The organism is Mesorhizobium sp. M0768 (assembly GCF_040320195.1).
In the GTDB taxonomy this organism is placed as follows: Bacteria; Pseudomonadota; Alphaproteobacteria; order Rhizobiales; family Rhizobiaceae; genus Mesorhizobium.
In genome coordinates this window covers 13,102-38,010 of sequence record NZ_JAMYPD010000008.1, presented here as the reverse complement: position 1 = coordinate 38,010, position 24,909 = coordinate 13,102, and the positions used below count along the sequence as shown (strand labels likewise).

At 61.4% G+C, this 24,909-nt stretch carries 31 protein-coding genes; 28 read left to right on the top strand and 3 right to left on the bottom strand.

The features are described from left to right. Window positions 1-2: 2 nt before the first annotated feature. The 20 genes from NKI08_RS13015 (at window position 3) to NKI08_RS12920 (ending at window position 17,453) form a co-directional block, all read left to right on the top strand. A complete protein-coding gene (locus NKI08_RS13015; RefSeq protein WP_352769795.1) occupies window positions 3-653 on the top strand; it encodes a hypothetical protein in 651 nt (216 codons plus the stop codon). Then, window positions 650-1,063 carry a hypothetical protein gene (locus NKI08_RS13010; RefSeq protein WP_352769793.1) on the top strand — a complete coding sequence of 138 codons (414 nt, stop codon included), beginning with the start codon at window positions 650-652 and terminating at the stop codon, window positions 1,061-1,063. The genes NKI08_RS13015 and NKI08_RS13010 overlap by 4 nt, the downstream gene beginning before the upstream one ends. Then, the gene (locus tag NKI08_RS13005) at window positions 1,060-1,413 is read left to right on the top strand and encodes a hypothetical protein (RefSeq protein WP_352769791.1); all 354 of its coding nucleotides are present in this window, start codon (window positions 1,060-1,062) and stop codon (window positions 1,411-1,413) included. Before NKI08_RS13010 ends, NKI08_RS13005 begins: the two co-directional genes overlap by 4 nt. Continuing rightward, a complete protein-coding gene (locus NKI08_RS13000) occupies window positions 1,413-2,036 on the top strand; it encodes a hypothetical protein (protein WP_352769789.1) in 624 nt (207 codons plus the stop codon). The genes NKI08_RS13005 and NKI08_RS13000 overlap by 1 nt, the downstream gene beginning before the upstream one ends. Continuing rightward, window positions 2,036-2,446, top strand: coding sequence for a hypothetical protein (locus NKI08_RS12995; RefSeq protein WP_352769787.1), 411 nt, complete (start codon window positions 2,036-2,038; stop codon window positions 2,444-2,446). Before NKI08_RS13000 ends, NKI08_RS12995 begins: the two co-directional genes overlap by 1 nt. Further along, the gene (locus NKI08_RS12990) at window positions 2,446-2,634 is read left to right on the top strand and encodes a hypothetical protein (protein ID WP_352769784.1); all 189 of its coding nucleotides are present in this window, start codon (window positions 2,446-2,448) and stop codon (window positions 2,632-2,634) included. The genes NKI08_RS12995 and NKI08_RS12990 overlap by 1 nt, the downstream gene beginning before the upstream one ends. A gap of 22 nt (window positions 2,635-2,656) precedes the next feature. Continuing rightward, complete coding sequence (locus NKI08_RS12985; protein WP_352769782.1) at window positions 2,657-3,421, top strand: GIY-YIG nuclease family protein; 765 nt, start codon at window positions 2,657-2,659, stop codon at window positions 3,419-3,421. An 83-nt stretch (window positions 3,422-3,504) separates the two neighbouring features. Further along, entirely contained in the window at window positions 3,505-4,989 is a 1,485-nt protein-coding gene (locus NKI08_RS12980; RefSeq protein WP_352769779.1) for a phage tail tube protein, read from the top strand. 103 nt (window positions 4,990-5,092) lie between these two features. Then, complete coding sequence (locus tag NKI08_RS12975; RefSeq protein ID WP_352769777.1) at window positions 5,093-5,530, top strand: hypothetical protein; 438 nt, start codon at window positions 5,093-5,095, stop codon at window positions 5,528-5,530. Next, complete coding sequence (locus NKI08_RS12970; protein WP_352769774.1) at window positions 5,470-5,880, top strand: phage tail assembly chaperone; 411 nt, start codon at window positions 5,470-5,472, stop codon at window positions 5,878-5,880. The genes NKI08_RS12975 and NKI08_RS12970 overlap by 61 nt, the downstream gene beginning before the upstream one ends. Next, window positions 5,877-9,254: a phage tail length tape measure family protein gene (locus tag NKI08_RS12965; RefSeq protein ID WP_352769771.1), complete on the top strand. Its 3,378-nt coding sequence runs from the start codon at window positions 5,877-5,879 to the stop codon at window positions 9,252-9,254. The genes NKI08_RS12970 and NKI08_RS12965 overlap by 4 nt, the downstream gene beginning before the upstream one ends. 5 nt (window positions 9,255-9,259) lie before the next feature. Further along, entirely contained in the window at window positions 9,260-10,015 is a 756-nt protein-coding gene (locus NKI08_RS12960) for a hypothetical protein (RefSeq protein WP_352769768.1), read from the top strand. Between the two features lie 15 nt (window positions 10,016-10,030). Continuing rightward, window positions 10,031-10,213, top strand: coding sequence for a hypothetical protein (locus NKI08_RS12955; RefSeq protein ID WP_352769765.1), 183 nt, complete (start codon window positions 10,031-10,033; stop codon window positions 10,211-10,213). Window positions 10,214-10,242: 29 nt separating this feature from the next. Continuing rightward, the gene (locus NKI08_RS12950; protein ID WP_352769762.1) at window positions 10,243-10,428 is read left to right on the top strand and encodes a hypothetical protein; all 186 of its coding nucleotides are present in this window, start codon (window positions 10,243-10,245) and stop codon (window positions 10,426-10,428) included. Between the two features lie 13 nt (window positions 10,429-10,441). Continuing rightward, on the top strand, window positions 10,442-11,074 hold the full coding sequence (locus NKI08_RS12945; protein ID WP_352769760.1) for a hypothetical protein: 633 nt from the start codon (window positions 10,442-10,444) through the stop codon (window positions 11,072-11,074). 6 nt (window positions 11,075-11,080) lie between these two features. After that, entirely contained in the window at window positions 11,081-11,497 is a 417-nt protein-coding gene (locus tag NKI08_RS12940; RefSeq protein WP_352769757.1) for a DUF6950 family protein, read from the top strand. Beyond that, window positions 11,482-13,506: a hypothetical protein gene (locus NKI08_RS12935; RefSeq protein WP_352769754.1), complete on the top strand. Its 2,025-nt coding sequence runs from the start codon at window positions 11,482-11,484 to the stop codon at window positions 13,504-13,506. The genes NKI08_RS12940 and NKI08_RS12935 overlap by 16 nt, the downstream gene beginning before the upstream one ends. Window positions 13,507-13,514: 8 nt before the next feature. Next, a complete protein-coding gene (locus tag NKI08_RS12930; protein ID WP_352769751.1) occupies window positions 13,515-14,687 on the top strand; it encodes a hypothetical protein in 1,173 nt (390 codons plus the stop codon). A gap of 16 nt (window positions 14,688-14,703) precedes the next feature. Beyond that, entirely contained in the window at window positions 14,704-14,898 is a 195-nt protein-coding gene (locus NKI08_RS12925) for a hypothetical protein (RefSeq protein WP_352769748.1), read from the top strand. Window positions 14,899-14,900: 2 nt separating this feature from the next. Then, entirely contained in the window at window positions 14,901-17,453 is a 2,553-nt protein-coding gene (locus NKI08_RS12920; RefSeq protein ID WP_352769746.1) for a hypothetical protein, read from the top strand. Here the strand turns inward: NKI08_RS12920 and NKI08_RS12915 are convergent. Beyond that, window positions 17,373-18,620: a hypothetical protein gene (locus tag NKI08_RS12915; RefSeq protein WP_352769743.1), complete on the bottom strand. Its 1,248-nt coding sequence runs from the start codon at window positions 18,618-18,620 to the stop codon at window positions 17,373-17,375. The two genes, NKI08_RS12920 and NKI08_RS12915, sit on opposite strands and share 81 nt — an antisense overlap. Window positions 18,621-18,749: 129 nt before the next feature. Between NKI08_RS12915 and NKI08_RS12910 the strand changes: the two genes are divergently transcribed. The 7 genes from NKI08_RS12910 to NKI08_RS12880 all read left to right on the top strand — a co-directional run bounded on the left by NKI08_RS12910 (window position 18,750) and on the right by NKI08_RS12880 (window position 23,494). Beyond that, complete coding sequence (locus NKI08_RS12910; RefSeq protein WP_352769742.1) at window positions 18,750-19,484, top strand: class I SAM-dependent methyltransferase; 735 nt, start codon at window positions 18,750-18,752, stop codon at window positions 19,482-19,484. A gap of 245 nt (window positions 19,485-19,729) precedes the next feature. Beyond that, window positions 19,730-20,857, top strand: coding sequence for an N-acetylmuramidase domain-containing protein (locus tag NKI08_RS12905; RefSeq protein WP_352769739.1), 1,128 nt, complete (start codon window positions 19,730-19,732; stop codon window positions 20,855-20,857). After that, window positions 20,857-21,159, top strand: coding sequence for a ubiquitination-like system serine protease family protein (locus NKI08_RS12900; protein ID WP_352769736.1), 303 nt, complete (start codon window positions 20,857-20,859; stop codon window positions 21,157-21,159). Before NKI08_RS12905 ends, NKI08_RS12900 begins: the two co-directional genes overlap by 1 nt. Next, a complete protein-coding gene (locus NKI08_RS12895; protein WP_352769735.1) occupies window positions 21,159-21,452 on the top strand; it encodes a hypothetical protein in 294 nt (97 codons plus the stop codon). Before NKI08_RS12900 ends, NKI08_RS12895 begins: the two co-directional genes overlap by 1 nt. 180 nt (window positions 21,453-21,632) lie before the next feature. Continuing rightward, window positions 21,633-21,962 (top strand): hypothetical protein, encoded by a 330-nt coding sequence (locus NKI08_RS12890; RefSeq protein ID WP_352769732.1) that lies wholly within the window; start codon window positions 21,633-21,635, stop codon window positions 21,960-21,962. Next, on the top strand, window positions 21,959-22,474 hold the full coding sequence (locus NKI08_RS12885) for a hypothetical protein (protein ID WP_352769730.1): 516 nt from the start codon (window positions 21,959-21,961) through the stop codon (window positions 22,472-22,474). The genes NKI08_RS12890 and NKI08_RS12885 overlap by 4 nt, the downstream gene beginning before the upstream one ends. 144 nt (window positions 22,475-22,618) lie before the next feature. Beyond that, on the top strand, window positions 22,619-23,494 hold the full coding sequence (locus NKI08_RS12880) for an ATP-dependent DNA ligase (RefSeq protein ID WP_352769727.1): 876 nt from the start codon (window positions 22,619-22,621) through the stop codon (window positions 23,492-23,494). 2 nt (window positions 23,495-23,496) lie between these two features. On the opposite strand, the gene NKI08_RS12875 is transcribed toward NKI08_RS12880, so the two are convergent. Then, a complete protein-coding gene (locus tag NKI08_RS12875; protein ID WP_352769725.1) occupies window positions 23,497-23,700 on the bottom strand; it encodes a hypothetical protein in 204 nt (67 codons plus the stop codon). 58 nt (window positions 23,701-23,758) lie between these two features. On the opposite strand from NKI08_RS12875, the gene NKI08_RS12870 reads away from it, so the two are divergent. Further along, complete coding sequence (locus NKI08_RS12870; RefSeq protein ID WP_352769722.1) at window positions 23,759-24,013, top strand: hypothetical protein; 255 nt, start codon at window positions 23,759-23,761, stop codon at window positions 24,011-24,013. Window positions 24,014-24,263: 250 nt separating this feature from the next. Here the strand turns inward: NKI08_RS12870 and NKI08_RS12865 are convergent, their stop codons facing one another. Then, window positions 24,264-24,497, bottom strand: a complete 234-nt coding sequence (locus NKI08_RS12865; RefSeq protein ID WP_352769719.1) for a hypothetical protein — start codon at window positions 24,495-24,497, stop codon at window positions 24,264-24,266. Window positions 24,498-24,909 lie beyond the last annotated feature (412 nt).

Below are 24,909 nucleotides of genomic sequence, written 5' to 3'. Positions count from 1 at the left end.
CAATGCTGTCCGTCCTGGCGGTCACGACACCGGCGAGTGACCGCTCGCTGCTGACCCAAGCCGAGCGTCGCGAGGCAATCGGCGTGACAGATTCCAGCCAGGACACCAAGCTTGCGGCGCTCGACCTGCGACTTGGTGCCGCCATCATGGCGGAATGTAGGATTGCCATCGGCGCCGGCGCCGAGCCGACGCTGTTGCAGGAAACGCTGACCGAGACGTGCCGCAGGGTCGATGCTGCTGTTTTGGTTCTGGCACGACGGCACAATGTCGAGATAACGAGCCTGATCGAAGACGGCGTCACGCTGACAAATGAGGTCAGCTTCTCGGTCGATCCGGAATCAGGCCTTGTGACCAGGCTTTCCGACGACTGTCCGCGTCGCTGGTGCGCCGGAAAGGTCGTAGTCGTCTACAAGGCTGGCTTTGTCACCGTTCCCGGCGACCTCAAGCAGGCGGCCATGGATTTCATGCGGCTCGCCTGGGCCGAAAGCAAACGTGATCCCGCGCTGAAATCCGAGGTTGTCGACATCCCTGACGTGCGCAGGGTCGAGCGCGGCTACTGGGTCGGTTCGGTCCCGGGTCAATCCAATGAGGGCGCTGTCCCCGACATCGTCGCCGGCCAGCTCGCCCGCTTCCGCAACATGATGGTGGCATGATGGACAATCCTGGCCTCTACTCGCTTGGCGACCTCGCCATCACAGCGGCAGGAACGCAGGTCGGCGACTGGGTCACCGACCTTGAAGGCATGATGGCGGCACTGGCCAACCTGCGGCTCGCCTATGGCAGTGGCGGAACCACGATCCGCGCCTATCTGCAAACAAGTCTCGACGGTGGAACCACGGCCGTTGATATCGCCTGTGTGCTGTTCCAGACGGCAAGCGAAACGGCGGTGCTCAATTTCTCGGCGCTGACGCCGAAACTGACGCAGGTCGTCCCGTCCGACGGCGCTCTGGCCGACGACACCGCGATCGACGGCGTGCTCGGCGACCACCTCAGGCTGAAGCTGGTCTCGACCGGAACCTATGCCGGCAGCACCGTGTTGTCGGGCCGGATTCACGCCAGGTGACGACGCCGGCCGAACTGATCGCCGATCTCGACGCCGCGCTGCTCGATGCCGGCGAGGACGTGAAGCTGCGTCGGCTGACGCTTGGCCCGAACTCGATCCAGATCCCGTTCGATGCCGATGTCAGGGCTTCGATCCGGCCGTTGCGGCCCGAGGAGCTCGTGGGCGCCATCGATCAGACCTGGTCGCGCGTCGTGCTTAGCCCGACCGACATCAACCGCGCGCAGTGGCGTCTGCCAGTCAAGAAAAACGATAAGATCGTGCAGGACGGCAAGGTCAGGAATGTCGAGTTCGCCAAGCATATCCGGCTCCAGAATGAGCTGGTGCGGGTTGATTTGACGGTGGGCGGCTGATGGCTGGCTTCCAGTTCTTCGAGCGCGATCTCAAGCTCGCGACCGCCGGCATGGAGCCGGAGGCGATCAACAACGCGCTGGCGGCCTTCGCGAAGCAGGAGCTCGCGCGCGTCATCGGCGAAGGGATCGCCAGCTCGAACTACGAGCGCTATGTCAACGGCGTCCAGGGTGCGCCGGAAGAGGCAGTGAAGGCGCCCGGGCCGATCGTCTACGAATTCGTCAACTGGCCGCTGATCATCAACGCTGCGCTGCAGGAATTGATCAGGCGTTCGCCCCGCAGGTCTGGCCGGTATGCAAGGTCTTTCGTGGTGGTTGTCGGCGGCAGGACAGTGGTCACCGATTATTCGCGTCTGCGAGCGGATGCAGAAGTGATCATCTTCAACGCTCAGCCCTATACGCGCAAAACAGAGACCGGTTCCAACGGACCAGGTAAGAGGCACTTCGACCTTTCAAAGGGCGCTCTCAATCGACGCTTCAGCAGCGCCTTCAAATTCGAGACGAAGTACGTCGACGTGCCCGGCGGCATTGACCCGCTGGCTCCCTACAAGCTCAAGCGGACAACCCGCCGGCGTGCGGCTGGCACCCCGCTGACTTATCCGGCCCTCGTGATCAACGCGCTCTGATGGCCAGCCCGGAAGCCTTCGACGTCGTCGAGCAGCAGATCGCCGATCTGTGGAACATCACGCCCGTCGTCTTCGAGAACGATGACTATCAGCTGCCCGACGTCCCGACCGAGTTCGTCTATGTCGAAATCTATGGCGATTTCTTCGACCAGTTCTCGCTCGGCGCCGAGCCGCGCGAAGACAATCTGTGGCGCGAGGGCGGGCAGGTCTATCTGCACGTCATGACGCCGAACGGCACCGGCAGCCGCCGGGCCCGCGTATTGGCCAAACAGCTGGTCGGGCTGTTCTGGGGCCAGGACATCGACGCCGTCACCTTTCGCGACGCGTCGATCGGCGCCGGCGATCCCGGCCGGACCTTCGCCAATTACTACGCCATGACGGCAATCGTGAACTTCGAAAGGGACGAATGATGGCACAGGTGCTGAAACCATTTTCGACGCGGCTGCGCCGATTCAAGGAAGGCGACCGCGTCTCGCCGCAGGACGATCTGGCGCCGCAGAGCTTCGATGGCCTGGTCGACGCCTGCTACATCGAAAAGTTGCCGATCGCCGCGAAGACGAAAAAGGGTGCGGAAAAGGCCGGCGAAGCTGTAGAGTAAGGGGGCTGCTTTGAGGCCGATTATGCTGCCGTCCTTTTCCGGAATTTACCAGGTCACCAACGTCCGAAACGGCAAAGTCTACATCGGGAGCGCTCGCGATATCCGCGCTCGCCAGTATGTGCATCTCTGTCAGCTTCGGAGCGGAAAGCACTGCAACACACATTTGCTGAAGGCTTATCGCCGATATGGTGAAGGGTCCTTTCAGTGGGAAGTGTTGGAAATGGCGCATGGCGACGAAGCGCTCATAGCGCGTGAGCAGCACTGGATTGATGTCCGCAGGGCCGCCGATCGACGACACGGCTACAACATTGTCGACATCGCACGACGTGTATTTTCTATGACTGGGCGTCGGCATACGGAAGCCGCCAGAGCGAAGATCACAGCCTCGCAGATTGGCGTCACACGCGCGGTCGGTGAGGCAACTGGTAATTGTCGTCTCAACACCGAAAGCGTGAAAGACATTCGCGGGCTATTGGCGGCAGGGCACTCGTTCCAACAGGTGGCCCAAGTGATGGGTGTCACCAAGGCAACCATCCAGGCCATAGCGAATGGGCGAACTTGGTCGCATGTGACCGGCAAGACTGAGGATATCGGACGCTTTGATGTTCCGAGCAAAAGAGTGCTTCGTGGCGCCGAAATAGGGGTTGCCAAATTGCAGCGCGAGCAAGTCGACGCTATCCGGATCAAGCTCTCGCTCGGCGCGCTCGGCAAGCATCTCGCGGTCGAATACGGTCTATCAACGTCGCAAATCAGTTCGATCCGAACTGGCAAGTCTTGGGCGACGTAAACGCCTTTCCGACTTTTCATCAAATCTCTTAACCCGCTTCTCTACCCACCAGAGAGCGACCACGTTGCTATGGAGAAACGGCTATGGACGCAAATCGGACCAGGATGAGTGTGGTTGAAGAGGTGACGCTGGGGACGACACCCACGACCCCCCGAATGAGGACGGCTCGGTTTACGGGCGAAACACTGGCGTTTAAGCCAACGTTTGTAAGCTCTGATGAGATCAGAGATGACAGAATGGCCAGCGACCCTGTCAAGGTCAATGAGACCAACAGCGGCCCAATCAATGGGGAGCTGTCGTTCCCGGTCGATGAATCGCCGCTGTCGCTGTGGCTGAAATCACTGATGTGCTCGACCTGGCTGAACACGCCGTTCCGCGACAATGACGGCGTCGCCGATTCCGTCATCACCGCGCTCACCAACACCACCGACGTCGCCACGGTGACGACGGGTGCTGCCTTCGTCGCTGGTCAGCTTGTCCGCTTCACCGGCTTCACCGCCTCGGCGAACACTGGCGTATTCAAATGCACCACCGGCAGCGCCACGGTTCCCGCCTTCGTCGGCGCCGGCTTCGTTGCCGAAGCGGCACCCCCGGCAGCTGCCCGCATGAAGGTTGTCGGTTTCATGGGCGCCGCCGCAGACATCACGGCGCTCGCCGATGGCCTTGGCTCGACGCTGCTCGATTTCACCACGCTCGGCCTCGCCGTCGGCCAATGGGTCAAGATCGGCGGTGCCGCCGATGCGACCACCTTCGCCTTCCTGGTCACCGCCGGCCTGGTTGCCCGCAGAAACGCCTGGGCTCGCATCACGGCCATCGCCGCGACCAAGCTGACGCTCGATAACCTGCCGTCCGGCTGGACGACAGACGTCGGCACCGGCAAGACCATCCAGGCTTTCTTCGGCGACCAGATCAAGAATGGCGTCGATACCAAGAGCTGCACCATCGAACGCGGCTTCATGGGCCAAGCGGTGCCGACCTACATCGCACAGCGCGGCATGGTGGCCGGCGAAGGACAGTTCAACTTCACCACCGAGGACAAGGCGAAATACACCATCACCTTCTCCGGCATGAGCGGGCAGGCCTCGACGACTTCGCTCGACTCCTCGCCCGATGCGGCGACGACGAACGCCATCATGGCGGCGGCCGTCAATGTCGGCCGCATCGCCGAAAACGGCGTCTGCCTTGGCTCGCCGAACTGGATGCAGTCGCTGCAGATCAGCGTGAACAACAATCTGCGCATGATCAACGCGCTCGACTGCGACGAGACGATCGGCCCGGTCGACATCGGCAAGGGCAGCTTCGACGTCAGCATCAACGCGCCGACGCAATTCGGATCGGACGCCCTGCTGAACAAGCTGTTCGCCAGCACGCCGACCAACATCAACACCCGCATCGCAAAGAACAACCAGGCGCTGATCTTTGCCATCCCACGCATCACCTTCACCGATGGGGCGCCGTCGGCGACCGCCAAGAACACCGACGCGATGCTGCCTTTGACGGGCATGGCGTCGAAGGACGACCTGACCTCTGCGCATCTCATCCTGGATCGCCTCGAATTTTACGCGTGACCGAGTTCCCGGCCGACACCGGGTCTAGTTTTGCCGCGCGCGCAGAAGGCGGGCGGCTTGTCGGAGCCGCCCGATCCCTCCAACTCCCCGACAGGAGATCGACATGACCATCAAGCTGGCCAGCCTAAGCGCTGACCTTTCCAAGGAACGCGAAGGCGAGTGGATAGAGCCGAAGGAATGGCCCGGCCTCGACCTCGAGAACCCGGGCGCGATGACGCCGCTGCCCGGGCTCGGCTTCCTGGTGCGGTCGACCAACTATCCGGATTATGTGGTTGCCCGCCAGAAGGTCCTCGAGGACCTGAAGAAGGAATATCCGGAAGGCATCATTCCTCCCGACGTGCTCGCCGCCGCCGAAGGGCGCCTTGCCGTCGACCATCTGCTGCTCGGCTGGCGCGGGCTGGACGTCGACTATTCGCCGCAAAACGCCACCGATGCCGCGACGGCCGAAGAGCACCGCGTGCTGCGCAACATCGTCTATTGGTGCGCCGGCCGTGTCGGCAAGAAGCAGGTCGAGTTCGTCAAGGCCGCAACAAAAAACTAGCCGCGGCCTTCCGCTACGATCTTGAGCGGAAAGGCCAGAACCAGTGGCTGGCGAAGATCGCCGCCGAATTCCCGCTGGAACTGCCGGCGGCCAAGGTCCCGACCCGGCCGGAAGAAGCGCGTGCCGAGTACTGGCATCAGTTCTACTGGCAGGCGTGGGAAGCGCTCCGTTTCGACCGGCAATATGGCGCCATGGGCGGTGAATCGCCGATCGGCTTCATAGCCTATGACGCCTATGCCCGGCGCTACAGCCTCGAGGGCGAGGCCTTCGAGCGTTTCCTCGCATTCATGACCGCCATCGACAACGAATGGCTGATCCACGTCGCCAAGAAGGAGGGTGAGAACAAATGACCATACAACTCTCCCGCCTGGTGACCTCGGCCGAGATCGATGCCTCGAAATACAAGACCGGCGCCGATCAGAAGGTCGCCGCCGATCGCGCCATGGTGGCCTCGGCGCAGGCTGTCGGTCAGGCCGCAACTGCCACCGACACCAGGATCAGCCAGACCGGCGATGCGCTTACCCGGCTGTCGCGGCAATATGTTGAAGGGTTTACGGCACAGCAGCGATTCGACAGCGGTCTCGGCTCGCTCGCGCGCGGTCTCGACAGCGGCAAGATCAAGCTGGAGCAGGCGCAGTCGATCCTGATCGGCATGAACCAGAAGCTCGGCCTGTCGGCAAACGCCTCGGAACTGGCTGCCAAGGGACAAACCCAGCTCGCCGCCGCAGTCGGCGCCGCCAACGCGCAGATACAGGGCCAGGCTCTGGCCGCTGAAAAGACCATCGCCAGCGCGAAGCGAATGCAGGCCGCCAACGCGAATGTTGCCGCGGTGAACCATGTGGCAGGACCCGGCGCCTTCAACACCGCCAACATTGCCGCGCAGTTTCAGGATATCGGCGTCACCGCTGCCATGGGCATGTCGCCCCTGCAGATCGCCCTGCAGCAGGGAACGCAGTTGCAGGCGGTTCTCGGGCCGCTTGGCGCCGGCGGCGCGGTCAAGGCTCTCGGCGGAGCCTTCCTGTCGCTGGTCAATCCGGTCTCGCTGGTCACGTTGGCACTGGTCGGCGGGACGGCTGCGGCCATCCAGTATTTCATGAAGGGCCGCGACGGCGCCAAGTCGATGGCCGAAGCGACCAAGGCTCATTCGGACACTCTCAAACTGCTGACGGAGCAGTACGGGGATCTGGCTGAGGTCATCAAGACGGTCGGTACCGTCGGTGGCCAAGCCTTCACCGCGGCCGATGTGCGCGCCAACCAGGCCATGCTCAACACCATGATCCGCTCAAAGGGCAGCGAAATGGTCGGCGGCATGACCGGCGGCATGCTGACCGGCTATCTGAGCGATGCCAACCCGCTGACGTCGCTGCTCGACCGGCAGAACATGGGCGGCGCGCAAGGTAGCGATTTTGCCGGGCCGATCACCAGCCTGATCGAAAGCGCCCGCCAGGGCCACACCGATATTCCGCGCTTCGAAAAGGACGTCGACAGCCTGTTCAAGACGCTGGCGACCCGGCCTGGTGCCGATGTCGATATGCTTGCCAATACAAGGGACAGTGTGCTGGCGCTCGGCGAGGCGGCGTTCGAGGTCAAAGGCAAGTTCGAGCCGTTCCAGCAGGTCATCAACCGGTTTCAGATCGAGGTCGCCGAAAACCATCCGAACCTCTCCAGGTTCAACGCCGATATCGAGGCGATCGGCGCCACCCAGGGCATCACCAAGCTGGCCGACGAGGTCATCAGCCTTGGTAAGGATTTCGTCGAGACGGCGCGTCAGGCGCAGGAACTAAAGGCGATTCTCGACCGCATCGATCGCGAGAACACGCGGCCCGGTCTTGCCGACCGGCGTGTGCTTGGCGGCTATGTGGCCGGCAGGGACGCCGCGCTCGGCCGCGAGAACGATCAATTCGAGGCCGAGCAGCAGATGGCGCGGGCTCGCACCAACGCCGAAAAGCTGGCTGCTATCGAGGCGCAGGTCCGCGCCCGCGCGTTCCAGGATGCGGACAAGGGCGGCGGCCTTCAGGCGCGCGTCGATCGTGCGCTGCAGGCCGAGCGCAACCGGCAAGCCACCGAGGCGCGCGACGCCGAACTCGATCGCGGCCGCGCAATCGATAAGACGCTGGCCAGCCAGCAGCTCGACCTGCAGCTGATCGGCAAGACGGCCGGCGAAACGGCGCGTCTTCGCATGGAATTCGAGCAGATCGCGGCAATCCGCGAGGAAGCCGCCTTGAAGGGTGTTCCCGCCGATGAGGCGGAAATCGCCCGGATCAAGGAAAAGGCGGCCGCCTATGGCTTAGTCGCAGACGAGATCGCCCGCGCCAATCTGGCGAAGGACCTCAATTTCGAGCGCGAGCAGCAGTTCCGCTCGGCGCAGGATCAGCAGATCGCCTCGCGCCAGCAAGGCGCCGGTCTCGATGTCGACCTCAATTCGCCGGCGGCGCAGCAGATGCGAGACATCGCCCGTTTCGCCGACGCCAAGGGTCTCGCCGTTGGCTTCCTGACCGATTTCAAGGCCGAGCTGCTGCGCAATGGCGGCGATGTCGGCGAAGCGCTGGGAACGGCGATTCTCAACGCGCTGACGAAGTCCATGGACGATCAGCTGGGCAAGCTCATTGACATGTTTGGGAGGTGGCTTGCTTCGGCGCTGACCGGGCAAGTGCCTGGCGGTGCTGGTTTCGGCGCGGCAGCAGCCGGCGCGGTCGGCGCCTTCGCCAATGACAACTATGCGCCTGGTGCGGTGACGCGCTCGCCGCTTGGTGCTGTTGGCACCGGCAGCATGGCCGCTTATGCCAGCGCGATCCGCTCGATCGAAAGCGCCGGCAGCGGCGGTTATTCCGCGCTTGGTCCCTGGACGAACGGCGACCGGGCCTATGGCGCTTACCAGGTCATGGGCAATAACATTCCGTCCTGGTCGAAGGACGCGCTCGGCAAATCGCTTACGCCTGACCAGTTCCTTGCCGATCCGGCCGCTCAGGATGCGATTTTCCAGAAGCAGTTCGGTAAGTACCTGACCAAATACGGCAACCCGCAGGATGCCGCCTCGGCATGGTTCACCGGCGGCCCGCTGAAGAGCGGCGCCGGCGCCACGGATATTCTCGGCACCTCCGGCTCGGTCTATGTCGACAAGTTCAACGCCGCGGTGGACAAGGCGACACAGGGCCTTGGCGGGCTCGACACGACGGTCACCAAGACCATCGGCTCTCTGGCGGGCGGCGTCGGAGGTGCAGGCGGTGGCCTTGCCTCCATCCTGGAGGGTCTCAAGCCCGGCAACTTCACGCCGGATCCTGGCGGCTTTGCGGCCATGTTGGGCATAGGCGCTGGAACTCCAGCACCTGCCGCCGCCGGCGGCGGAGGCGGCGGCTTGCTCTCCATGCTGCTTGGCTTCCTGCCAAAGCTGTTCGGCTTTGCCGACGGCACCGAGAGCGCGCCGGAAGGCTGGGCATGGGTCGGCGAGCGCGGCCCGGAATTGCGCAAGCTGCGCGGCGGCGACGTCATTCGCAGCCACGGTCGTTCGATGGACATGGCCGCGAACGCGAACATGAGTGCAAGCGGCGGCGGACGGGGCCAAGAGGTCAATCTCCACGTCAATGTCTATGGCGGTAGTGGCGACGAACATATCCGCCTTTTGGCCCGGCAGGGCGCGCAGCAGGCCATCGGCGATTATCACGAGGCGCAGGCCAGCGGCGGCTTCGGCGAACTGCAGCGCCGCTACAACTCCCAGAAGGGTTGAGCAGCATGGGTCGCTACACAGGCCTGCCCACGCTCGACATCGGCTTCATCAAGGCCTCGGAAATGTCGTTCGACACCAAGGGCGGCGGCCTCGAGGGCGGCAGCAACGGGCTCGGCGAATCCGTTACCATCGAAACCACCGGCGGTGGCGTCTTCGTCGCCAGCTATGAAAACTGCTTTGCGCAGCGGCCGGAGGAGCACGAATACATCAACTGGGTGTCGGCCCGCATGAACGGATCTTTCCGGTTCATGAACGTACCGGTTCGATCCGACTGGATGGGGCCGTTCCCGCTGTTCAATGGTGTTCCGAAGCCGATCATCGGCGGCATTCCGCATTCCGACGGTTCGCTGTTTTCGGACGGCGCCGGCTACAGCCAGGCGACGGTGTTCGGCACCGTCGCGGCGGATGCAGCGCTCAATGCCGGCCAGGTCACCATCAACATCTATGGCGCCAGCCGCGCGCTGCGCTGGTCGGACTGGTTTTCCATCAGTCATCCGGTCAAGGGCTGGCGGACCTACCGCTACTGGGAGACCTCGGATCCTGTCGACGTCACCGAGACGATCGACGGCGTCGTCTACACCGGCTCGCAATATCTGCTCTCGCTCGATCGTCCATTGCGCGAGGCGGCTGTGGCGGGCACCCGCATCGAGTTCGCCCGGCCACGCTGCGTCTGCAAGTTCCCGGTCGGCTTCACGCTGGCATGGCGGGCAAAGGGCTTCATGCAGGCGAGCGTCAGCTTTCAATTCGTCGAAGCGTTCTAAGAGAAGGAAGCAGCAATGGAAACGTCTGTACCCGCCGAATATTTCAGCCAATTCTACGACTCCTTTACCGCTAATCTGGTCATGCCGATCATCATCGAGCGGTACGGATCGAAAATGGCGAGAGACCTTGAGGGCGTCATTATGGAATGTCTGAAGGACTCGTCGAAGCGTCCTGACATCACCTATCCCAGATTCTAATCCGATCTTTCATTGTGGAGACCCGTCCGATGACGATCGAACAGCGGCTTGCCATGGTCGAGCGCAAGCTGGAAGCCTTAGAGGCTTCTATCCGCCGGCATGAAGTGAAGATCCAGGTTCACGTAAACAGGGCTACTGAAGACGAGCATATCCGCCGAGTCGCTGCAGCTGGCGTTGGCTCGGCTCTGCGCGATTACAACAGCCGTCGCGGCTGATCGGACGCCTTCCATGGCATGGCAGGATCTGATCGGCTCCTACTCGGTCAACTATGTACCGCAGCCGGTGCTCGAAGCCATGGCGACCAGCCATATCCTCGGCATCTTCTTTCGGTTGGAGACCGATCCCGGTCTGCATATCTGGGCGGGCGTCAACGACATCCCGGCCGGCTTCGACAGCATCGACGAGGATGACACCGTCTATCTCGGCGGCGGCAGGCTGCTTAACATCCCGACGCTCGAGGTGCTGGTCAACGGCCAGTCGAGTTCCGTGGAGTTCGGTATCTCCGGCATCGATCCGTCCACCGCGCAAAAGGTGCTGGACACCATGCCGGATGTGCGCGGCAAGGATCTGAAGATAGGCTTCACCACGCTCGATCAATACTATCAGCCGATGTCCAGCATCGTGGCGCTGTGGAGCGGGACGGCCTCGCACCCGACGGAATCATCTCCTGCTGTCACCGGCGGAGAGAACAAGAAGACCACACTGAGCCTGGCCGTCGTGTCGGGCACCAACACCAGGTCGCGGGCCTCTCAGTCGCTGTGGACGCCGGCGCACCAGAAGGCGTTCTATCCGACGGACGAGTTCTGCTCGAACATCGCGCGGCTTGGCCGCGGCGTCGCTCCGGCATGGCCGAACTACTGAGGCATCATGACCCTCGAGGAATATATCAGGCTGCCGCACCGGTGGCGCTGGGGCGGCATGGGCGGCGAGGATTGCACCACGTTTTGCGCTGGCTGGGTGCTGGCGAGGACGGGCAAGGATCCTGCCGCCGACTTGCGCGGGACATACTTTGACGCCGATGGCGCTGACGCCGTCCTGCGGGCCGCTGGCGGGGTTGGGGCGCTGGTCGGGGCAAAGCTCGGCGCCTTGGGCTTCCAGCGCGTCCAGCAGCCGCAGGACGGCGATATCGGCATCATCAACGCCATGACTGGCTTCGATGTCGCCGGCATGGTGGTCAAGCACATTCCCGGGATCAAGTTCGGTCCACTCTGGGCGGTGCTGTCGGCGCGCGGGCCGATGGTCAAGAAACTCGACTGGACGGGCAGGGCATGGCGCATCGCATAACCCCGCTCGAGGCGGCCATCCGCGAGGCGCTGAAGGGCAAACCGGTCTCTTACAATCCGGGCATTGGCGCGTTCGAGACGACGACGACGCAGGAGTTCCTCGCCTCTGGATGGAACGGCGAATACCAGTGGCCGGTTCACAAGGACCCCATCTTCGTTCCGATCTTCACCGCTATTCTCGGCACGGGCGGGATCACCTTCGGCAGCACGACGATCACCTACGCTGCGATTGCATCCGCAATTGTCACGACCGCGCTGACGGTCGGTCTTTCGTACCTGCTGGCTCCGACCCCGCCGAAGCCGGAGGACGGGCGCCAGCCGCTGACACAGGCCATTCCGTATCGGTTCTGGGGTGTCGGGCGGGCAAGGCTCGCCGGAGCGATGATGCTCTGGGAAACCGCAGACGATCTGATGATCTCCGTGCAGGCGATCGTCGCGCATCGGATCAACGGCTACATCGATTACTACTTCAATGACGACAAGATCGTGTTGACCGGCAACGATGTCAGCGCTGCCCATGGCAATCGCTACGGCACAACCAGATGTCAGCTTTATACTCGGATCGGATTGACGCCTGAAACGGCCATCTCGGAGATCGTCGCCTATTTTGGGGCGGATGATATCTGGACCAACAACCATCGCGGCGATGGCCAGGCGTACATCGGCATGGTTGCCAAATCGCCTCAGGCCGAAGACTTTCAGTCGCTGTTCCCCTATGGCAAGCCGGCGCTATCAGTGGTTGCCGAACTGGCTTTGTGCTGGGATTTTCGTGAGCCGTTGCAGGATCCAGAAGACCCCTCGACATGGGTCTTCACGGAAAACCCGGCCGTCCAACTGGCCTGGCACGAGTGCTTCAACCCGTTTGGGACGAAGCGGGATTTCAGGAAGGCGCTGCTGCCGGTGCTCGACATGTGGCAAGAGGAGGCCGAGGTCTGCGACGAGCTCATAGCGCGCGCTGTTGGCGGCTCCGAGAAAAGATATACCTGCGGCGGCTTCGACACCACGGAGCATGACCCGAAGGCTGCCACCAATGCCATTCTCGCCGCATGCGACGGCTGGATGTGCGAGCGCGGCGACGGCGCCTTGCTGTTCGTCGCCGGCAAGTTCCGCGAGAAATACGTCGCCACGCTGACGGATGCCGATATCGTCGGCTATACCATCCAGCACGACGTTCTGCCGGAAGAAGAGGTCAACCGCCTCGTTCCGAAGTTCACCTATCCGGCGACCGATTACACCTCGACAGATACGGACTTCTTCGAAGACGTGCCTGCGCAGCTCCAAGCCGGCCGGGTGCTGCCGCAGGATGCGTCCTATCTCTGGGTCAATCAGTGGCGCCAGGCGCGCCGCCTGGCCAAGCGCGAGTTCGCCCGCCTGCGGCAGAAAAAGCGCGGCTCGCTCGATGTCCGCTTCACCGGCATCAACGCAGTCTATGCGCCGTGGGTCAGGCTGCAGACCCCGCTAAGCATTCCTTCCATGAACGGGAAGCTGATCAACAACCGCCGCTCGGTTCTGTCGGTGCAGCGCGGCGGCTTCCAGATGACCTTCGTCGTCATGCCGACCGACATCGATGCGTGGGTCCCGGCAATTGACGAAGGATCGGCGCCGCCGGTACCGCCGAAGCCGGAATCGGATGGCGTGCCGAGCGCTGTGATCGACACCGTCTACGCCGTGCCGTCTGCCGGTTCCGCCTATATCCGCGTGGCGATCATCGACCCCAACACCGCCGATGTAACAACCGTGCTGCGCTATCGGATCGTTGACACCGGCGGCGGCGTTCCGGGTGCTTGGATCGAACAAAAATACCCGGATGCCGTGCCGGCTGCCGGCCTGATCATCGTCAACACCAATGCGGTGCCACTGGAAACCCAGATCGAGGTGCAGGCCGCGTTCATCGGGTCGAACGGGAAATATGGCACATGGTCTGATTCCGAAATTGTCTACACGACCGGCACCGATGCCAGCTTCGATTTCTCGATCGCCACCAACAGCCAGTTCATCTTTGACGTCTAGGAGCCGACATGGCCGGAACAGCAGTAACCTATAAAGACGCCGCGGCAGCAACACGAAGCCGCTCCGTCACCACTGTCGGTGGCCTCGACATCGCTCGGACAATTCCGGTCGACGAGACGGATACGCCGATCCCGCAGGCGACGTCGACGCTGCAGGTCAGTGCCAATACCAAGCTCGACACGCTGCACGCCGATGTTGCCGCCGTTCTGGCGAAGATCATTGCGGCGCCGGCAACAGAGGTGACATTGGCGGCCGTCTTGGCCAAGCTTAGCAGTTCGACCTCGTATTCGGACGCAACGCGGTTGCCTGTTTCTCAGTTGGACGGTCTTCCAGTCTCTGGCTCACTCAGCGGCGCTGGTGTGCTCTTCACTCAGGACATGCTGGGCTACGAAAGCATTTCTGTTCAAGTGACGAATGCAGGAACATCATGCACGATCACGTATGAAACCAGCGACGACAATACCAATTGGCTCTCGACTGGCGGCTTAAGCGTAGCGGCTGTCGGATCTTCGATTACTGCGGCCACGTCCAATGCGATTATCGCCCTCAGGTTCGGCAATCTCCTCCGATACTTTCGCGCGCGTTTGTCGACGTATGGCAGCGGCACGGTGTCAGTAGTCGGACACGCACGAAAAGCGCCAGCATCCAATGCGTTGCCGTTGGTAACAGCGTCAATTTCGGGCACGGCGACCGTGGGTGGTCAAGCTGCACACGACGCAGCGATCAGCGGCTCCCCTGTTCGCCCTGGCGCGCGCGCGCTGACGGCAAATTATACAGCTGTGCAGACGGGCGATGTTGCAGATTTGGTCTCTACCCTCGTCGGCGCGCTTGTCATAAAGCCTTTCTCTATACCTGAAGCGGATTGGTCCTACGCGGCTGCCTCTGGCGGCGAGGTCGGCACTGCAGATGTTCCGGTAAAAGCCGCAGCCGCAGCCGGTCTCCGTAACTACATGACGTGGCTCACCGCCGAGAACGTCCATGCCTCCGTCGACACCGAGTTCGTCGTCAAGGACGGCGCAACCGTGATCTATCGGGGCTTTCTGAAAGCTCTCGGTGTTTGCCCCGTTCGGGTTTCTTTTCCGTCACCCTTGAAGAGCACGGCAGCAACAGCGCTGAACATCGCCAATATCACCACGGGCTCGCAGGTCTACTTTAACTGTGGCGGCTATGTCGCACCTTGATCAAGGAATTCGAACAATGCCGATTTGGCGCATCCTGAAAGAGCAAGTGTTGCCGCTAGAGGATGATCCAACCGAAGCCCTCGCGTCATGGTCCACATTCGTGGCGACCGGCGATGACTGTGAGGGCGACCATACTGATGTTGATGCTCACATAGCGGCTTTGCAGGCCGAACAGGGCGGCTGCTTTGCTGCCGAAAAAGAGGAGATTTAGGGATGGCCGATCTTGCCAGTGTCATTTGGGCTGATGGACCGACCCTGGCGCCATCGCAACCGCCGAAATCAGAGATCCGCCGGTGGGGCACATACATCGAATCTCTCGCGAATCTCTCCTTCACGAACGGCAAAGTCTATCAGACGAGAGCCGCTCTGGAGGCGGATCTGTTGCCGGCGGCAAACACTGCGGCGCTGGTGTCTGGCGACCCCACGCCGGCCAACGACGGCCTCTACATGAAGGTCGGCGCCACCACAACGGGGTCATGGGGACAGTTGACGGATTTTGTCCCCGGCTCCCAGATTGTCCACGCAGTAGACAGCGGAGCCGGAACGCCTAACGGCATCATCGCAGAACCCAATCTAGCCGTTTCGGCCGCTGGTTCTCAGATCGTGCGTCTCGACGTGTTTGAGGCAAACACAGCAACTCCGGTCACCGTTTCATTTAACGGCGGAGCCGCCCTTACGATCAAGACTTCCTCCGGCGGTGACATAGCTATCGCGGGTCTGACGCCTGGGCCGGTTCTTGGCTTCGTCTCCGGGTCGACTTTTAGGCTTCTCTCGGATCAGGCTAGCGCTGCTATCCAGTTGGCGTCTGAGGCCGCGCAGGACGCCGCAGAATCTGCGCGCGACATTGCGGAAGGGTTTGCATCCGACATCGTAAGTCAGGGCAACGTGCCAATCTATGCGACTGCCACGGGTATAGCAGCGCTGTCGGTTCCAGCAGGCATTAACGCTCTTCGGACCAATGGATATACCGCAGTTGGGGATGGCGGCGGGGCGCTTTATAAGAAAGTTGTTTCGCAGCCGTCTCACTCAGGCAAATTCCAGTCGCTGGATGGCGCGTGGTGGGAGATCGTAGAGGGCCAAGGCACCATCTCCGACATGCTTGGGGCAGTTGGTGATGGCGTCACTGACGATAACGCCAAGGTCAGTAGCGCGCTCTCTTTGCGCTCTGCCACTTCAAAGGTCTATCGCGTCAACACCATCAGTTCGATCAGCAATGTCGACATGTTTGAGCGGGTTGTCGACAATGGCGTCACGTCGAACCCGGCTCTTCGCATTGCAAACAGCACGGTTGGCTGGAAGTTCACCGGTCGGGCGCAATCCGTTGACGGCCAAGGCGTGAACGATATCTCGACCGGCGCGTCGAAGGTCACCATGCTCGGGGCAGAGATCAATGCTGCATCTTACGGTTGGCTTAGCGATACCGGCTCCACGCTGACGGACGCAATCATTGCGGTGAGCCAGTTATATTCCAACAGGGGAACCGTCATCGAGTTAAACTCTCCCGATGGTTTGCAGAAGAACCGCTGGGTGGACGGGAACATCCTTTCCACCGGCACAGGATCCACGTCCACCGGCTCTGGCTGGGCGGTAGGCATCGCTGGCGTCAAAGGCTGGGGCGTAGTTAACAATCTCGTGCCGTTCACCCGCAGTGAGGGCATCCACATCGAGGATGAACAACTCGACGGGCTGGTCGCCAACGGCGTCTGGAAATGCACGCTCGGCCATGGCGCCTATCTGTCACGTTCGGCTATATCCTCCGGCCAGGGCGAGTGCGACGGCTTCAATGTTGGAAACGTATCGTTCAAGCACGCGTCGGTCGTGCCGGAACTTATCGACGCGTCCGCGACTTCATTCACGATTGGGACCGGATCAAAGGTCTTCACCGTCTCAGCCGGCAAGTCATTTTCAGCCAACATGACCGTGCGCATCACCAGCGATGCAAACCCGACGGTCAACTATATGGAAGGCGTGGTCACTGCCTATAGCGGGACGAGCCTGACCGTTAACGTCACCACCATCGCGGGCGCTGGAACGCTTTCTGACTGGACGATCAAGGTAAAGCGCGCCGGCAAGTATGGCATCTATCAGGTGTCTGCGGCTGATGGCGGCCTGCCGGCTATGACCTACGCCAATGTTCGCGTCCGAGGCTTTGAGTACGGCTACAATATCGGTGCTGGCTCCGGACGCAGGAACGCGATCTTTGCGAACGCTTTGGCGCAGGATTGTGACTACGCTATCAACTTGACTGCTGGTGCTTGCGCGCGCGGCAATTTCCTAACCGAGCGCTGCCCGATCCTTCTGAGGGCAACCAACAACTCAATTATCGAAAGCATCGTGTCGGATACTGTACCGACGCAGATTCTGGCATATGTCGGGAACACGACAAACGTTGGTGCAATCATCGAGCACGTCCAGTTCCCGCGCTTGGTGACTGCGGTCATAGGAACACAGATATTCGACTTGATGGACATGCCGCTTAACATGAAAGCGCGGATTACGCTGTCGCTGAACAACGCCAACACGAATTTCTTTGGGTCGTGGGATGTCACCGTTACCGGTGGCACGGACGGGACTCCATCGGGCTATGTCCTCACCCTTGAAGACACGGCGTCAGTCAGGCACCAGAACATGTCAAGCGCGACATTGATCAACAATTCGGGGAAGCTGGCGCTTCAGGTTTCAGCCTCAGCCGCGATTACGGCCAAGACTATGATCGTAGACATTCGCGGCCAGATTTACGCCAACGCGAATATTTTGGTTTATTGAACGTGATGGGGTCGCGTATCGCTGCGCCGCCCAGAGCGCGAACAGCATCGGTACCAGGGGGAATGCAGGCGGGATCGCCGTAAGAAGGACCACAAACAGTACGACCGCCTCACGCTTCGAAAAAAATCCACCACGTTGGGATGCCAGGAAAAGCATGAGGATAAAGACCGCTCCGAAGATTCCGAGCTCGTAGATCACGCCGCCTGACCAACTCATGATCTTGTTGTGAAAGACGGGGTACCAGAAGATGTCTCCCCAGAACAGTTGAAGCTCTGCCTGCATGGTGAGAAACGTGTCGAAGCCGCCTGGAAACATCCAGTTGTGCAGAAAACCGTAGTAGGAGTAAACGATCGCCTCAAGGCGCTGGTTGATACTGGCGTCTCTCAGGACAAGATCCATGGGGGAGTTTTCGAGGGCGCGACTTGTGATCTGGCTGACACGGGAATCGGGGAAGGTGACATTTACCAAGACAATGGCCCCGAGTGCAAGCAGACCGGAAAGTCCTAGTAGTACTATCCGCCCGCGCGCCCTGCCTTTCGTCGCGATCCAGCGGAACAACATCGCTACACCGACGATGCCCAACGAGATGATCAGGATCATGATGACCATGCTGGCCTTCGCCAAGGCAAAGATGGCGATGAGATTGGCAAGGCACAGCGCGAGTATCAGGTGGGATGGTCGATAGTTCCGGGACGCAAGCAAAAGCCACGTCATGAAAAAGAGGAAAATTCCGAAGTGCGTCGGTTCGGGAGACATCGATGTGACGCCCCGGTTCAATGTCGTTCGGTTCTTGGAAATCATGTCGGATAAAGTCGGGTTGAACAGCTCCAGCACGCCGACGCCCAACCAAATCAGGTTCAGGATTACGAATATCCTGGTCGGGAATCCGTGCAGGATGACGTAATTGAAGAAGGCGAAGTAGCAAACGATAATCGTCAGGTAACTGACGACTGCCCTGGCGGTCCCTGGCGATCCCGGTTCAACAGCCATTGCGAGCGCAACGCCAAGAAAGAGCGATAGGCACATCCCCGCGAAAAATGGCGGTGTTCGCAAATGACGCGATGAGAAGCAGAAGAGAAGGCCGCCGAGCAATGGCCAGGGCTGGGAATCCAGATCGTTCAACCCGAAGTTGGACCAAGGATTCAGAGCGGCGACGATGAAGATCACCCCGATCAATCCCGGCGCTGTCAATCGGCGGGAGAAATGAGGGTGCGGTGGCGGAAGTAAGTGGCGCATAGACCAGAATGTTGCTATCGGCTAGGGGATCGCGGTTTCGCAACGGTAGAGACATCAATCATGACTGCCACCAATTACGCCAGTTACACGCGTGATACACGCGAAATCCTGAAAGGACTAGCCCATCGCGGTCGGCTTTCGTCTGCGGCCCAAATCCTTGGCGCGGGTCCTACGGATCGCCTTCTCGACTACGGGTGTGGAGACGGGCACCTTCTCACCTATTTTCAAGGCATCATCGGGGATGAAGACCTTTGCGGCTATGATCCGGACTCGGGCCTACTTGCCCAGCGCTCCCAAACCCTCGAGAATGTTGACCTCCGTCCGGATATCCATGCGCTGATCAACGACAAGCGCCACTTGTTTACCCGCATCGCTTGCTTTGAGGTCTGCGAGCACCTTTCGCCTTCCGCGATGTCGGATGCTTTCAGTAATATACAAGCGTTGGCTGCGCCCGGCGCCATCGTCGTTTTTGGAGTGCCGGTCGAAAGCGGCCCAAGCGGCTTCATCAAGAACCTGTATCGTGTCGCGAAGGGCGGGCGTCAGCGCGCTACGCTGCCGAAGGCGTTCCGTTCACTCTTTGGCGTAAAAATCAAACGTGAGTACGTAAGCGATCAATGGACGCACTCACATATCGGCTTTCGCTGGCGGCAGTTCCAAGAGGACCTGGAGTTGAATGGTTTTGTCATTAAGAAGCGAACATACCTGCCAGTGCCGCAACTTGGGCCGCTGCTGAATAACGAAGTCTACTTCGTTTGTGAGGTTGCGGATTCAGTGAAGTTTACCCATCAGGTATAAGATCCCAACGATCGGCAAGTAGACGGTCCACACTCCGCAGATAATTACCGCGACACCTATTCCTATCTGAGGCCACCAGACCTCCATCTCCTTCCGGGCCGTACGAAGCTCGTTCAGGATTCCCATCACTCTCCCTCGTGGCTAATTCTCAGTGCGGTTTAAGCGATTTCGCGCCGGCTGGGAACCTCCAGAACGCATCAACTTCAAAAACTGCAACCTGCCCGCAAGGGCGGAAAGGAACTGCCATGTTCGACGCGGCGACGCTGCATGCGATCGAGGGCCTTGCCGATCGCCTCAAATGCTCGGCCGCTGCCCTGCAGGCCGTCGCCGAGGTCGAGAGCAACGGCCAGGTCTTCGCGCTGGTCAAGGGCAAGCAGGAGCCGCTGATCCGCTTCGAGGGGCACTATTTCGATGCCCGGCTCGATGCCGCGAACCGCGCCGTCGCCCGCGCGCAGGGGCTTGCCAGTCCAGTTGCTGGCAAGGTGAGGAACCCGGCCTCGCAGGCGGCCCGCTGGATGCTGCTGGCGCGCGCGGCCAAGATCGACCGGCAGGCGGCGCTGGAATCGATCTCGATCGGCCTCGGCCAGGTGATGACGGCGCATTGGCAAAAGCTCGGCTTCGCCAGCGTCGACGACATGATCAAGCTCGCCCGCAGCGGCGCCGCCGGCCAGATCGACGTCATGGCCCGCTTCATCGACAAGTTCGGCCTCGCCGACGAACTGCGCCGGCTGGACTTCACTGCCTTCGCCCGCGGCTACAATGGCAAGGCCTTCGCCAAGCAGGGTTATCATCTGAAGATGGCGGCCGCATACAGGCGCCTGAGCGGCTCCCCGCCCGTTTCGGCGTCGACCGGCATGCTGCGCATGGGATCGAACGGCGCCAGAGTGCGCGATCTGCAGGCGTTGCTGGTGCGGGCCGGCTACGCGGTCAATGTCGACGGCGACTATGGCCCGTCGACCCGTGATGCCGTGCGCGAGTTCCAGAAGGGGCAGAAGGTCACCGCAGATGGCGTCGCCGGCCCGGAGACGTTCCGCCGCCTCGAGGCATGGAAGCAGAGCGCTGCCGAGAAACCCGGTGAGCAGTTGGTAAGCCAAGTGCCGGAGGTCAAGGATGCAACCAAGGGCGGCGGCGTGCTGGTGCTGATCATCGCCGCGCGCGACCAGGTCGCCGAGACGGCAAGCTACCTCACCGGCATTCAGGCCGACACGGCCCAAACCGTCGCCAACATGCTGCTTGCCGGATCCGGCGCGATCGGCCTCGGCCTCGCCGCCTATGCCGTGTGGGGCTGGTTCAAGAGCCGCCACACCGACGAGGGCGACATTCATCCAGAGATCGCCGCCGAGGCCGCGGCGCCGGATGCGGTGCTGGCGTGATGGGCGAGGTCAAGACGGAGCCGGTATCGTCCGTGCTGGTCGACAGCATCGTCGGGGAGAGTGCGCCGGCCGGCGCGATCAAGTTCTACGAGACTGCCGACCACAAGCCGGCCGGGTTCGATTTCCAGTGTCCTTGCGGCTGCCGATCAGTCGGCGGCGTCACGGTGGCCGGGCCAGGCGCTTGGACGTGGAATGGGAGCCGCGACAAGCCGACAGTGCGAGCGTCAGTCCTTCTGCACAATCCCGACATGAGTTCGCACTGGCACGGCTACCTCACAGATGGCGTCTGGGAGTCCTGCTGATGTCGGGGCTTATTGGAATCGTCGCCGGTTTAGTTGGCGTTCCTCGCCCGCTCGCCGGCATCCTGACATGGGCCGTCATGCTGGTCGCCATCTCCGGCACCGCCCTTGGTGGCTACGAACTCATCAAGCATTGGGGTGCGCAGGAAGTGCGCGACCAGATCGAAAAGGACAATCAGGATGCGATTCGCAAAGGCATTGAAACCAGCCGGTCTCTTGACGACTGCATTGCTGCTGGCGGGGTGTGGGACTTCCGGCGTCAGCGGTGTTCCGGCGCTTCGCTCGGCCCTCGGTAGCAGCCTTGCGGGTGCTGAGGGCAAGACCGTCGAAGATCAGAACAGGATCGATCGCACCATGGCGCCGGGCTGCGCGATCGGCCTCTACAAGCCGGCCGAATGCGACCGCCACACCAAGGCCAGCGCAGCACGCCGCGCCGAACTGAAAAACTGAGCAGTGCAGAGCAGGGGCATGAACGGATGGCGGAAAGAGCTCACAGCGAATTGCCGGATCGATGGCGCGACCTCGACAAGCGGACCATCGAGATGGTCTACCGCTGGAACGAGGAAGAACGCGAACGCATGATCCAGGTCAGCCACCTGACCAAGAAGCAGATGGATCGCCTCGATCAATTCCTTAAGCTACCGGACGATAAATGGGAGGCAGGCTTCAGGATCGTGACGCGATCGGTGCTATTCACCAGGACGCTGCGCTCTGCCCCAAAAATCGTGCTTGGGCTTGCCGCCGTGCTGGTGGCGCTGAACCAGCTGTGGACCATGCTGGCACCCTATCTGAGGTCGGTCAAATGACGGTTCTGGAAAGAACACGCGCCTTCGACTGGCTGTCATCGGCGATCGCTTCGCCCTTCGCGGTGCTGCTGGCCTGGCTGGTCATTGCCATCATCGATCGGGAACCGCCGACGGTCTTCGAGGCGGCGGCAGTGCTGACGCTGGAAGTTCCGCAGGGCGGGGTGCTGGATATCCAGTATACGGTTATCCAGAACCGCATTTGCGCGGCGACCGTCGAGCGCTACGTCACCGATTCCGATGGCATCGTGCATGTCCCATCGACCTATACGGTCGGCCGCCGGCCGCTGATCGACGGCTACCCGCCGGAGGGCCGCGAAACCTATCAGCGCTCGATCACCATCCCGCTGGCGACGGCTCTCGGCCGGGCGCATTACGAGGCGCGCTTCACCTACACCTGCAACATCCTGCAGAAGCTGGCCTTCCCGATCGTCGTGACGGCGCCGACCGTCTATTTCGACATCGTGCCAGCGCCAGCGCCATTGATGCCGCTCACGCCCGAGCTGAAGCCTTAAAGGCTGCCGAGCAGCGCTGAATCATTCTCCCGACGCTGGCAACATGATCGCCCGCCGTGCCGAAAGGTCCGGCGGGCTTTTTGCGTTCATGGAACCGAAACGTTCAAAGTTTATTGAATCGGGTTGGTGCGGCGTGGAGTTTGCATGGGCGAAAGGCTGGCGTTCATCCCTCCGATGATCCCGAAGCTGGTCGCCAAACCGCCCGAGGGTGAAAACTGGATTCACGAGATCAAGCTCGACGGCTACCGCACCCAGATCGTCATCAACGGCCGCGACGATATTCGCGTCTTCACCAGAAGCGGGGCGGACTGGACGAGCAAATACACAGGCCTCGTTGAAGCCGCGCGGGACCTCGAGGTCAAGAATGCGATCTTCGAGGGCGAGGCGGTCGTTACTAACAAGGCCGGACTGCCCGACTTCGACGCGCTGCAGAAGGCCGTCCACAGCGATCCCTACGCCACCATTCTCGGTGCCTTCGACATCATGCATCTCGACGGCTACGATCTTCGCGACATCGGCTGCAAGGCACGCAGGGAGCTTCTGTTCAGCATCATCAAGCCGAACAGCAGGATCCAGTTCAGCGAGGCTCTGCCCGGCGACCCCAAGGCGATCTTCTACCTCGCCGACCAGGCTGGGCTTGAAGGCGTCGTCTCGAAGCGCGCCGACAGTCCATACCGCAGTGGCCCTACATCGAACTGGCTGAAGACGAAGAGCTTCACGGTCCAGGAATACGAGCTGATGGGCGTCGAGCGGGAGCCGGGCAACGCGGCCATGGCTCTGCTGGCGCAGCCTGGCACCGGGAAGTATGTCGGCACTGCCTTCATCACCTTGGGCCGTGACATGAAGCAGAGGCTGTGGAAGCACGTCCAAGGCCATGCCGGCCGGCCGCCCGAGGGCATGAAGAAACGGCCGGCGACACAATGGGTCGAGCCTGGCGTCAAGCTGCGCGTCAAGCACCTCCGCGGCGAGCATCGATATATCCGCCACGCCTCACTGGTAGGTTTCGGCGACGACGAGTGACCTTAGTCGCTGGCGTGACGCGTCAGCCGTTCGACCGTCTCGATGATCGCCTTGGCCAGTGCTTCGCCCTCATGCACTGGCAGCGGGCCGTAGAGGCAATTCACGGCTTCCTCGCTCGGCAGGACGCCGGCGGGGCAGGTCAACTCAATCGCCATGCGGACCAGCTGCAGGCCTGTGCGTTCACCGTAGATGTAGTTCTCATCCATCCGCAGGGACTCTGGCGCCCGACTGGCGGTCGTCAAGGACTGGACCTATATCGGCGCGATGGCAAAGTGGACAGTTCAGGGTCTGATCGACGCGCGCATGGCGCTCCATGCGTTCTGCCACAATTCGCGATGCCACCATAATCAGCTGCTCAATCTTGAGAAGCTGAAGGCGAAGCTCGGTCCTGATGCGCCGGCCATGGCTGATGATCTCATTCCGAAGTTGAGGTGTGCGAAGTGCGGCGGCAAAGCCGTCGGCCTGACCTATGCACCGGACAAGACCAAAGTCTCAGGAATGGGCCACCGCATCGACTAAATGCCGCGCCCAAAAGGAGCGGCTATGGAGGAGCGCGGCCGGGGCGCCGATCATGGCTGCTCACCCGCGAGAATTGCGCGACCACATGCTGCTTCGTAGCTATGAGGGTCGTCCTTGAAGTAGTCGCCGCCGGCGCGCTTGAAGCACGCCTCAGCACACCGCTCCCGCTCGGCGATGATGGCGCGGGCGATGCTGGCAACATCCGCATCGCTGTCCCCGCCCGGTTCGTCGTCCCTTCGCCACGGCGTTGTCAGACCGTCGAAAACTGCCTGCGCGGCCCGTCGGGTATCTCATTCACGGGGGCTTCCTCGCTGTCCGGCGCTGGGCCTGGCTGCCAATCAACCATTTCCTGGCCTGTGAACGATATCGGCCGATGGCGCATTTTCAGCCTATCGGGGGTATCAGGCGAAGCATTGACGTCCAGTTCTTCGTCATACGCCGAGCCCAGCTTGCTCAAGGATATCCAATTTGGTTCTCGCGTCATGCCGCTCTCCTGTCGTCCGCCTCTATGATCAGGACAATAAGTGGCGGTGGTGAAATCTGTAGTGCTCCTCGGAACGGTCCAGCCAAGGTCTGCCAGCCGCGCCAGCTCCTGCCTGCTGTCCGTCCTGTCGAAATTGACACGCTTGTGACATGTACAGCACTCAATCCCGTTTGCGGCCCGGAGGACCGATGACCTTTCAAGGCCGATCACAGTCACCTTCATCGGATCACACATGCTATCACCTGCTCCAAATAGGAACCAGCGCCCCGAAACCGCCCAGATACGAGGCCAAGCGCCCAGATTGCGGGGAAATAGCTGGGCACAAACGGCACAGAAAGTCCCGGAAATACGCCATTTCTGGCGTTTGAACGCTCGTTTACACCGAAGATGTCGGCGGTTCGAGCCCGTCATC

What these genes read in the sequence shown, in the direction of transcription:
- NKI08_RS13015 (WP_352769795.1), top strand. Translation starts at nt 3, where the DNA reads ATGCTGTCCGTCCTGGCGGTCACGACACCGGCGAGTGACCGCTCGCTG.
- NKI08_RS13010 (WP_352769793.1), top strand. Translation starts at nt 650, where the DNA reads ATGATGGACAATCCTGGCCTCTACTCGCTTGGCGACCTCGCCATCACA.
- NKI08_RS13000 (WP_352769789.1), top strand. Translation starts at nt 1,413, where the DNA reads ATGGCTGGCTTCCAGTTCTTCGAGCGCGATCTCAAGCTCGCGACCGCC.
- NKI08_RS12995 (WP_352769787.1), top strand. Translation starts at nt 2,036, where the DNA reads ATGGCCAGCCCGGAAGCCTTCGACGTCGTCGAGCAGCAGATCGCCGAT.
- NKI08_RS12990 (WP_352769784.1), top strand. Translation starts at nt 2,446, where the DNA reads ATGGCACAGGTGCTGAAACCATTTTCGACGCGGCTGCGCCGATTCAAG.
- NKI08_RS12985 (WP_352769782.1), top strand. Translation starts at nt 2,657, where the DNA reads ATGCTGCCGTCCTTTTCCGGAATTTACCAGGTCACCAACGTCCGAAAC.
- NKI08_RS12980 (WP_352769779.1), top strand. Translation starts at nt 3,505, where the DNA reads ATGGACGCAAATCGGACCAGGATGAGTGTGGTTGAAGAGGTGACGCTG.
- NKI08_RS12975 (WP_352769777.1), top strand. Translation starts at nt 5,093, where the DNA reads ATGACCATCAAGCTGGCCAGCCTAAGCGCTGACCTTTCCAAGGAACGC.
- NKI08_RS12965 (WP_352769771.1), top strand. Translation starts at nt 5,877, where the DNA reads ATGACCATACAACTCTCCCGCCTGGTGACCTCGGCCGAGATCGATGCC.
- NKI08_RS12960 (WP_352769768.1), top strand. Translation starts at nt 9,260, where the DNA reads ATGGGTCGCTACACAGGCCTGCCCACGCTCGACATCGGCTTCATCAAG.
- NKI08_RS12955 (WP_352769765.1), top strand. Translation starts at nt 10,031, where the DNA reads ATGGAAACGTCTGTACCCGCCGAATATTTCAGCCAATTCTACGACTCC.
- NKI08_RS12950 (WP_352769762.1), top strand. Translation starts at nt 10,243, where the DNA reads ATGACGATCGAACAGCGGCTTGCCATGGTCGAGCGCAAGCTGGAAGCC.
- NKI08_RS12945 (WP_352769760.1), top strand. Translation starts at nt 10,442, where the DNA reads ATGGCATGGCAGGATCTGATCGGCTCCTACTCGGTCAACTATGTACCG.
- NKI08_RS12940 (WP_352769757.1), top strand. Translation starts at nt 11,081, where the DNA reads ATGACCCTCGAGGAATATATCAGGCTGCCGCACCGGTGGCGCTGGGGC.
- NKI08_RS12935 (WP_352769754.1), top strand. Translation starts at nt 11,482, where the DNA reads ATGGCGCATCGCATAACCCCGCTCGAGGCGGCCATCCGCGAGGCGCTG.
- NKI08_RS12930 (WP_352769751.1), top strand. Translation starts at nt 13,515, where the DNA reads ATGGCCGGAACAGCAGTAACCTATAAAGACGCCGCGGCAGCAACACGA.
- NKI08_RS12925 (WP_352769748.1), top strand. Translation starts at nt 14,704, where the DNA reads ATGCCGATTTGGCGCATCCTGAAAGAGCAAGTGTTGCCGCTAGAGGAT.
- NKI08_RS12920 (WP_352769746.1), top strand. Translation starts at nt 14,901, where the DNA reads ATGGCCGATCTTGCCAGTGTCATTTGGGCTGATGGACCGACCCTGGCG.
- NKI08_RS12910 (WP_352769742.1), top strand. Translation starts at nt 18,750, where the DNA reads ATGACTGCCACCAATTACGCCAGTTACACGCGTGATACACGCGAAATC.
- NKI08_RS12905 (WP_352769739.1), top strand. Translation starts at nt 19,730, where the DNA reads ATGTTCGACGCGGCGACGCTGCATGCGATCGAGGGCCTTGCCGATCGC.
- NKI08_RS12900 (WP_352769736.1), top strand. Translation starts at nt 20,857, where the DNA reads ATGGGCGAGGTCAAGACGGAGCCGGTATCGTCCGTGCTGGTCGACAGC.
- NKI08_RS12895 (WP_352769735.1), top strand. Translation starts at nt 21,159, where the DNA reads ATGTCGGGGCTTATTGGAATCGTCGCCGGTTTAGTTGGCGTTCCTCGC.
- NKI08_RS12890 (WP_352769732.1), top strand. Translation starts at nt 21,633, where the DNA reads ATGGCGGAAAGAGCTCACAGCGAATTGCCGGATCGATGGCGCGACCTC.
- NKI08_RS12885 (WP_352769730.1), top strand. Translation starts at nt 21,959, where the DNA reads ATGACGGTTCTGGAAAGAACACGCGCCTTCGACTGGCTGTCATCGGCG.
- NKI08_RS12880 (WP_352769727.1), top strand. Translation starts at nt 22,619, where the DNA reads ATGGGCGAAAGGCTGGCGTTCATCCCTCCGATGATCCCGAAGCTGGTC.
- NKI08_RS12875 (WP_352769725.1), bottom strand. Translation starts at nt 23,700, where the DNA reads ATGGATGAGAACTACATCTACGGTGAACGCACAGGCCTGCAGCTGGTC.
- NKI08_RS12870 (WP_352769722.1), top strand. Translation starts at nt 23,759, where the DNA reads ATGGCAAAGTGGACAGTTCAGGGTCTGATCGACGCGCGCATGGCGCTC.
- NKI08_RS12865 (WP_352769719.1), bottom strand. Translation starts at nt 24,497, where the DNA reads ATGACGCGAGAACCAAATTGGATATCCTTGAGCAAGCTGGGCTCGGCG.